Source organism: Streptomyces sp. NPDC048637 (assembly GCF_040650675.1).
Classification (GTDB): Bacteria; Actinomycetota; Actinomycetes; order Streptomycetales; family Streptomycetaceae; genus Streptomyces.
Genome location: NZ_JBEZHQ010000003.1, coordinates 472,126 through 479,614, shown reverse-complemented (window position 1 = coordinate 479,614; position 7,489 = coordinate 472,126). Strand labels below are relative to the sequence as shown.

The 7,489-nt window shown below is 69.3% G+C and carries 6 protein-coding genes and 1 pseudogene; 2 read left to right on the top strand and 5 right to left on the bottom strand.

The genetic code is table 11. The features are described 5' to 3' along the window. Together AB0C46_RS07440 and gcl are read right to left on the bottom strand one after the other, a co-directional pair. Positions 1-92: NAD(P)-binding domain-containing protein (locus tag AB0C46_RS07440; RefSeq protein WP_362826452.1), on the bottom strand; the 92-nt coding region annotated here is incomplete at its 3' end. A gap of 237 nt (positions 93-329) precedes the next feature. Then, the gene (gcl, locus tag AB0C46_RS07435; protein WP_362826417.1) at positions 330-2,111 is read right to left on the bottom strand and encodes a glyoxylate carboligase; all 1,782 of its coding nucleotides are present in this window, start codon (positions 2,109-2,111) and stop codon (positions 330-332) included. Positions 2,112-2,242: 131 nt separating this feature from the next. Here gcl and AB0C46_RS07430 point away from each other — a divergent pair, with 131 nt between their 5' ends. After that, positions 2,243-2,368 carry a hypothetical protein gene (locus AB0C46_RS07430; protein ID WP_362826416.1) on the top strand — a complete coding sequence of 42 codons (126 nt, stop codon included), beginning with the start codon at positions 2,243-2,245 and terminating at the stop codon, positions 2,366-2,368. A gap of 367 nt (positions 2,369-2,735) precedes the next feature. Here AB0C46_RS07430 and AB0C46_RS07425 read toward each other — a convergent pair whose 3' ends face one another. Further along, positions 2,736-3,380, bottom strand: coding sequence for a LysE family translocator (locus AB0C46_RS07425; RefSeq protein ID WP_362826414.1), 645 nt, complete (start codon positions 3,378-3,380; stop codon positions 2,736-2,738). A gap of 174 nt (positions 3,381-3,554) precedes the next feature. On the opposite strand from AB0C46_RS07425, the pseudogene AB0C46_RS07420 reads away from it, so the two are divergent. Next, positions 3,555-4,027: pseudogene (locus AB0C46_RS07420) on the top strand (NUDIX domain-containing protein). A gap of 311 nt (positions 4,028-4,338) precedes the next feature. Here AB0C46_RS07420 and AB0C46_RS07415 read toward each other — a convergent pair. Together AB0C46_RS07415 and AB0C46_RS07410 are read right to left on the bottom strand one after the other, a co-directional pair. After that, positions 4,339-5,376 (bottom strand): FAD-dependent monooxygenase, encoded by a 1,038-nt coding sequence (locus AB0C46_RS07415; RefSeq protein WP_362826412.1) that lies wholly within the window; start codon positions 5,374-5,376, stop codon positions 4,339-4,341. 19 nt (positions 5,377-5,395) lie between these two features. Continuing rightward, positions 5,396-6,886 (bottom strand): serine/threonine-protein kinase, encoded by a 1,491-nt coding sequence (locus AB0C46_RS07410; RefSeq protein WP_362826410.1) that lies wholly within the window; start codon positions 6,884-6,886, stop codon positions 5,396-5,398. Between the last annotated feature and the right edge of the window lie 603 nt (positions 6,887-7,489).

Below are 7,489 nucleotides of genomic sequence, written 5' to 3'. Positions count from 1 at the left end.
GTCACCGAGTAGCCGGCCTTGATCAGGTTCTCGGCCATGGGCGAGCCCATGATGCCCAGACCGATCCACGCGATCCTGGGAAGATTGCTCATGAGGTGCCTCTTTCACATCACAGAAGGGGAGGGGGAGGGGGAGGGGGAGGGTGACGGCGGGCGGGCGCCGTCCGGGTCATTGCGGGAGGGGCGATACGGGAAGGGCGGTGACTCCGGGCGCGGGGGTTCACACCGCACCCGGCACACCGTCCGGATCAAGCCAGGCGCCCCGGTCCGGCCCCAGTCCGGCCCCAGTCCGGCCCCGCTCCGGCGCCCCGCTCCGGCGCCGGACCGGCCTCAGACCTTGAGCGGCTTGATCGCGGTGGGCGCGTGACCGGGCTCGGTCGCGACGTCCTCCCATTCATTGACGCTGGCGATGTCGGAACCGCTCATCGAGATATTGGTGATCCGCTCGAGGATGGCCTCGACGACGACCGGGACGCGGTGCTCGGCGGCCAGCTTCTTGGCCTCCTCGAACGCGGCGCCCAGTTGGCTCGGGTCGGTGACCCGGACGGCCTTGCAGCCCAGGCCCTCGGCGACCTTGACGTGGTCCACGCCGTAGACGCCCAGCTCCGGTGAGTTGATGTTCTCGAACTCCAGGTTCACCTGGAAGTTGATGTCGAGGTTGCGCTGCGCCTGACGGATCAGGCCCAAGTAGGCGTTGTTCACCAGGACATGGATGTACGGGATCTTGTGCTGAGCGCCGACGGCCAGCTCCTCAAGCATGAACTGGAAGTCGTAGTCGCCGGAGAGCGCGACGACCGGCGTCCCTGGATCGGCGGTGGCGACGCCCAGTGCGGCCGGGATGGTCCAGCCGAGCGGGCCGGCCTGGCCGCAGTTGATCCAGTGGCGCGGCTTGTAGACGTGCAGCATCTGCGCGCCGGCGATCTGGGAGAGGCCAATGGTGGTGACGTAGCGGGTCTCCGGCCCGAAGGCCTTGTTCATCTCCTCGTAGACGCGCTGCGGCTTCATCGGGATGTTGTCGAAGTGCGTACGGCGCTGGAGCTGAGCCTTGCGCTCCTGGGTGGACGCGGCCCAGTCGCTCCGGTCGGGCAGCTTGCCCGCGGCCTTGAGCTCCTTGGCCACCTCGACGAACAGCGCCAGCGCGGCTTTGGCGTCCGAGGCGATGCCGTAGTCCGGGGCGAAGATCTTTCCGATCTGGGTCGGCTCGATGTCGACATGGACGAATGTGCGGCCCTGGGTGTAGACGTCCAGCTTGCCGGTGTGGCGGTTGGCCCAGCGGTTGCCGATGCCGAGAACGAAGTCGGACTCCAGGAAGTTCGCGTTGCCGTAGCGGTGCGAGGTCTGCAGGCCGACCATGCCGGCGTTCAACTCATGATCGTCGGCGAGGATTCCCCAGCCCATCAGGGTGGGAACGACCGGTGTGCCGGTCAGCTCGGCGAACTCCACCAGCAACCCGGACGCGTCGGCGTTGATGATGCCGCCGCCGGCGACGATCAGCGGGCGCTCCGACGCGTTCAGGAGCGTGAGGGCCTTCTCGATCTGGGCGCGGGTCGCGGCCGGCTTAAACGCGGGCAGCGGCTCGTATGTCCCGGGGTCGAAGTCGATCTCGGTCAGCTGGACGTCGATCGGCAGGTCGATGAGGACCGGGCCGGGGCGTCCGGAACGCATCAGATGGAAGGCCTGCTGGAAGACACCGGGGACCTGCGCGGCCTCCATCACGGTGGTCGCGGCCTTGGTGACCGGCTTGGCGATCGAGGCGATGTCGACGGCCTGGAAGTCCTCCTTCTGGATCACCGCGGTGGGGGCCTGGCCGGTGATGCACAGGATCGGGATCGAGTCACCGATCGCGGAGTAGAGGCCGGTGATCATGTCCGTGCCGGCTGGGCCGGAGGTGCCGATGCAGACGCCGATGTTGCCCGGGTGGGTCCGGGTGTAGCCCTCGGCCATGTGCGAGGCGCCCTCGACATGACGCGCCAGCGTGTGGTCGATCCCGCCCGCGCCCTTGAGCGCCGCGTAGAAGGGGTTGATCGCGGCACCCGGCACTCCGAAGGCGTGGGCCACGCCCTCCCGCTTGAGGATCTCCACCGCGGCGCGGGCGGCTGTCATTCGAGGCATCGAGTACTCCTGCGTCGACCTGTCACGGGCAAGCTCCAGCGAAGCGCCAGAGAGGCTCACTTCCGCATCATGGAACTAATGTTTTGCTTTATGGAAGGAAAGTAGAGCGCGGCGATCCACCCGTCAAGGGGATGCGAGCGCATGACGCCGGACGCTTCGGCGGGCGGGCACGGGTGACGCTCGCCCACCGAGGCCGCGGCAGCCTTGCCGGCCCGGCCGACTTACGGCTCGGCGCCATCACCGCCGCCATCCACTGACTGAAGGCTGAATGAGGTGAGTCAGGAAGCCCGTGACGCCTCCGTGAGCCAAAGGCGCAGAGCGGTTCTCGGCCGCGTGATCAATTCAGCGGACTCTCAGGCGGCATTGCGCACCCTTCAGCGTGGCCCGACTTTTCACCGGCCCCAGATACGCCGAGGGCCCCACCCAGCGACTGGGTGAGGCCCTTCCCTACGGCAGTACGAGAACTCCGCCTGCTCACCTGCGAGTTGGCCGCGGCGGATCGGCATTCCGGAGAGCGTCCGGGCGATCACCAGGCGCTGGATCTCACCCCGGTGCCTTACTCTCCGCGCGGGCGGAGGTGGGCCGTACGCCTCTGGCTCCGTTCCCTGACTCGCCGTGCAGTCCCTAATCGGCGCGGCCTGTCGCCGCCGCCGTTACGCCCAGGCCGATCATCGCGAAGCCGCCCGCCCCGCCGACCATCGACAGACGGCGGTCCGAGCGGGCGAACCAGGAACGGGCCGCCGAGGCGCCCAGGCCCCACAGAGTGTCCGTGATCAGGCCGATGGCGACCGGGACCAGGCCCAACAGCATCATCTGGAGGGGGACATGGCCCGCCGAGTGGTCCACGAACTGTGGCAGCACCGCCGCGAAGAAGACAATCCCCTTCGGGTTGCTGACGCCCACGAAAACCCCGTCCAGGATCGTGCGCAGATCGCCACGCTGCTCACCCGCCGGGGCCGCCATGTCTGCCGCGCGCATCTCCTTGCGGTGCCGGAACGCCTGCACACCCAGGTAGACGAGATACGCCGCTCCGGCCATCTTTACGGCCATGAACACTGCCGCCGAGCGCTCCACCAGCGCGCCGAGGCCCCACGCCACAGCGATCACCAGGGCATACGAACCAACCAAGTTGCCGAGGACCGTCGCGAGCGCTGTGCGGCGGCCGTGTGCGAGAGCCCTACCGATCACGAACAGCACACTCGGCCCTGGAATCACGATGACCAGCAGCGACATCGCCGCGAACGCGAGAATGCTCTCCGTGGACACCATGTGCCCGTCACCTCCTGAAATGACTTCCCGGGGCCCATACAAGCAGATGGCGGACCGTCCACTCCAGGCTCATCCACCTGCCGATATCACCGGCACCGGCGGACGCTGCCTGGCACTTGGCGCTGGTGGTCGGAGTCCTGGCCGCGGTCCGGCCGGCCGGCAGGGCGGCCCGCAATGAGTTTCCGGCTGGCGGCGTACGCCGTCTGCATCGACGACGGGCGGGGGCTGCTCGCCTGTCACGTTCCACCGAAGGGCGAGCCCAACTGGACTCTTCCGGGCGGCAGGGTCGAGCATGCGGAGGATCCGTTCGATGCGGTGATCCGGGAGGTCGCTGAGGAGACCGGCTGCGACGCGGTCGTCGAACGCCTGCTGGGCGTGGACTCAAGGATCATCCCCGCAGCCGAACGCACCCTCCCCGGCGGAGCAGAACACCAGAATGTCGGCATCTTCTACCAGGTCCGCATCACCGGCGGGCAACTCCGGCCTGAGCCGAACGGCGAAATCGCCGAGTCGGTCTGGACTCCGATTCCCGATGTCACCGGCCTGCGCCGGTCATCACTGGTCGACATCGGCCTGCCCTGGCGCAGACCCTTCCCGCGACCGGCCACGTCGCTCCCGTCACGGTCGGCGGCCTGATCCAGCACTGAGGGAACCACCGGCATGGGCCCCGGCCCGCTTGATCGTCGTCTGGCACACAGGATCGGCGGGACAAGCTCTACTAGGGCCTATCCGACCCTGACCCATCGGACAGGCCCTAGGTGTCCCGTCTCACGATCCCCTGATGCCGTCTCACCTGACCTTGTTCAGTCCGCATTCCGTGGACACGGTCAGGTGAGACCGGTCAGCGCGCCTGCAGGTCAGCGTGCTGCCGTTCGGCGGCCGTCAGCCCTGGAAACGCGCCTGCCGAAACGCGCCTGCCGACAACTTCACGTGCGGCACCGGACGCCAGACGTGCTGCTCAAGCTGCCCTGACCCAGGTCTCCAGCGCTTCGTACAGGCCCTCGCCCGTGGTGCCTTGCCAGGCCACGTAGCAGTCGGGCCGGAGAAGCAGTGCGGTGTCGAGTTCTGGGACGGTCACGGTGTCGACGTGAGACGCCCACACGCCCACATCGAGGGTGCCGGTGGGGTCCAGGAGGAGCGGGCGGCCGGTGCGGGTCAGTTCACGCAGGCCCGGCAGATCCGGTGCCCTTCGGCCGACGAGCGGCCCGGTCGCCGGCCCCATGTCGTAGGTGATATCCGCACCGGACAGCAGATTCGCGAGGTGCCGCCGGGTCGCAGTCCGGGCGAGCAGTTCGCCGAACAGTTCGCGCAGCGCAGTCACCTCGCCGCCCGGGCGAGTGAGCAGCGATTGCGCCTGCGTGTGCATGGCGACCCGCCGGGCCGCTGGGGACCGCTCCGCTTCGTAGGTGCCCAGCAGCCCCTCCGGTGCGTGGTCGCACAAGGCCGCGGCCAGCTTCCAGCCCAGGTTCACTGCGTCCTGCAGGCCCATGTTGAGCCCCGGACCGCCGATCGCCGAGTGCACGTGCGCGGCGTCCCCGAGGAGGAACACGCGGCCCGCACGGTACCGCGACGCGATCCTGGTGTTGCCGCCGGACAACCGCCTCATCAGGTGTGGTCCCGGTCCGGTAGGCGGGTCGAGCGGTACGTTCACGCCGAGCACTCGGGAGGCGCTGGCCCGAAGCGCGTCAAGGGAAGCCTCATCCTCGGCCGGCTGGCCCCACTCCACCGTGCTGATCAGCGGATCGCCTGCCGGGAACGGCGCCCAGGTGATCAGGCCGCGTTCCGTGCGCAGGTGTCGGAACGGTGGTAAGACGCCGAAACCAGGTACGGCCAGGCCGCCATCAGCACCGACCATGGCCAGCGGCACACTCACCTGTCCGGTGCGCGACACCGAGTCGTCCGTGGTCACGCCGGGGAACTCGATCCCGGTGAGCTTGCGGACCGTATCGGCGCCGACCAAGAACGCCGCTTCGCCACGGAGCGCTGCACCCCTCACCCTGCCCGTACGGTCCTTGTCAGGGTGCGGCGGGAAGCGTGTGGTAGCGGCTGCCCGCGAAATTCCGCAGCGCGGTATCGAGGCCGTCCAGGCGGGTGCTCGTCTCGCCCTTCGCCGTGGAGACGACCGTGCACTTCAGCACACCCGGCCCGGCGCGGAGCGGAGCGGGAACCCGGGTGTCCGTTCCTTCCTGGAGGGCTGCTGTCAGGGCGATGGTGTGCTTGTTCCTCTTTCCGGTGAGCGTGACGGAGGAGATGTCCCGCCAGGGCACCGTGAGCGTGTGCGGGCCGTGCCGCACAAAGAGCCCGTCTGCTCCGACCTGCACTGCCCTGGCCCTGAGGAGCGGGAACGAGACCTTCAGCGCGTAGAGCACATGCAGCAGCGTGGAGAGGAAAGCGAGCGGGAGCAAAGCCACGGCCTGGTCGAACCCCACTGCGAGGAAGAGGAGGATGCCGATGATCGCCAACGCCGATACGGCCGGCCGTCGCAGGCGGTGCAAGAACGCCGCGGGGCCCCATTTCTCCACGGTGAACGCAGGGAGGGCCGGCGGCTCAGGAGCTGGCCGGGGGCGGCGCGGTGCCGACACCGGCGGCTTGGTTGCGGCCGTTGGGTTCCCTCGCTGCGGCCCGGTGGCCGCCAGAGCATCCGCGCCGGACACGGTCTTCGCCACGGCCTTCGGTGCGATGCGCGGGTCGGGGACCGTCGCTCGCGGTACATCCGCGAGGCGTGCGAGGAGCGCATCGGCCGTGGGGCGGCCCTCCGGAGACTTGTGCAGACAGTCCTGCACCAGCCCCCGCAGACCGTCCGGTACCGCGCCGAGATCGGGCGCCTCGTACACCACCCGGAACAGCAGCGCGTGGGAGGTCCCGTCACCGAAGGGTCCGGCGCCGGTGGCCGCGTAGACGAGCAGTGAGCCGAGGGAGAAGACATCCGAGGGCGGGCCCACCGGTTGCCCCAGTGCCTGCTCGGGCGACATGAAGCCAGGTGTACCCAGGACGGTTCCGGCCTTGGTCAGATCGGTACCGGCGGTGGTCTCCATCGCCTTGGAGATGCCGAAGTCGATGACCCTGGGACCGTCGTCGACGAGGAGGACATTGGAGGGCTTGAGGTCGCGGTGCACAAGGGCGCCTCTGTGGAACGAGGCGATTGCCTCGGCCAGCCCGGTGCCGAGCCTGCGTACTTCCGCCTCGTCCAACGGGCCCTGCTGGGTGACGCGTTCGGCGAGCGAGGGGCCGTCGACGTACTGGCTTGCGATCCATGGCATGGTGGCGTCCGGGTCCGCGTCGACGACCGGCGCGGTCCAGAAGCCGCCCGCCCGCATCGCGAGCTTGGCCTCGCGCCGGAACCTGTCGCGGAAACCGGGCGTGGCCGCCAGATCCTCGCGCACGAGCTTCACGGCCACCCGCCGCCCCGTCACGGACTCACCGACGAACACCCGGCCCATCCCGCCCGAGCCCAGACGTCCTATCAGCTGGTACGGTCCGGCGGCCCGTGGGTCTGCAGCTTCCAACGGCTCCATCAAGCTCTCCCAGGTCTTCCGTGGTCTCACCCTAGGGGGTGTCCAGCCCATGACCACGGCGGGGGTTCGCCGAGCCGGAGAACGGGCAAGCGAGGCGGAGCCCGTCCGGTACGTGGTGCCGGCGGCGCACGGTGGTTCGACGGCCGCGCCCGCCCACCGGTTCGTCCGTACGCGGTGTTGCGGGGTGGCGCACGATACCTGCTGCGGTACCCATCATGGGCCGGGCACGGTGCGGCCGACGCCGATGGACCGGGCCCGGTGCCGCTGACGCCAACCGACCGGGCACGGCGCCGCTGACGCCGACCCACCAGGCACGGTGCCACTGACGCCAACCGACCAGGCACGGTGCCACTGACGCCGACCCACCAGGCACGGCGCCGCTAACGCCGACCCACCAGGCACGGTGCCACTGACGCCAACCGACCAGGCACGGTGCCGCTAACGCCGACAGCCCGCCCGCTCCAAGCCGGCCGGGCCCGATCTCCGGTGCGGGCCAGTCGGCTTCGAGGGGCTGATGGGGCTGATGGGGCTGATGGGGCTGGAGTACCGGAGATTTCATTCGCCGCGAACCACGCGCGTTCGCGGGCCGTCGGC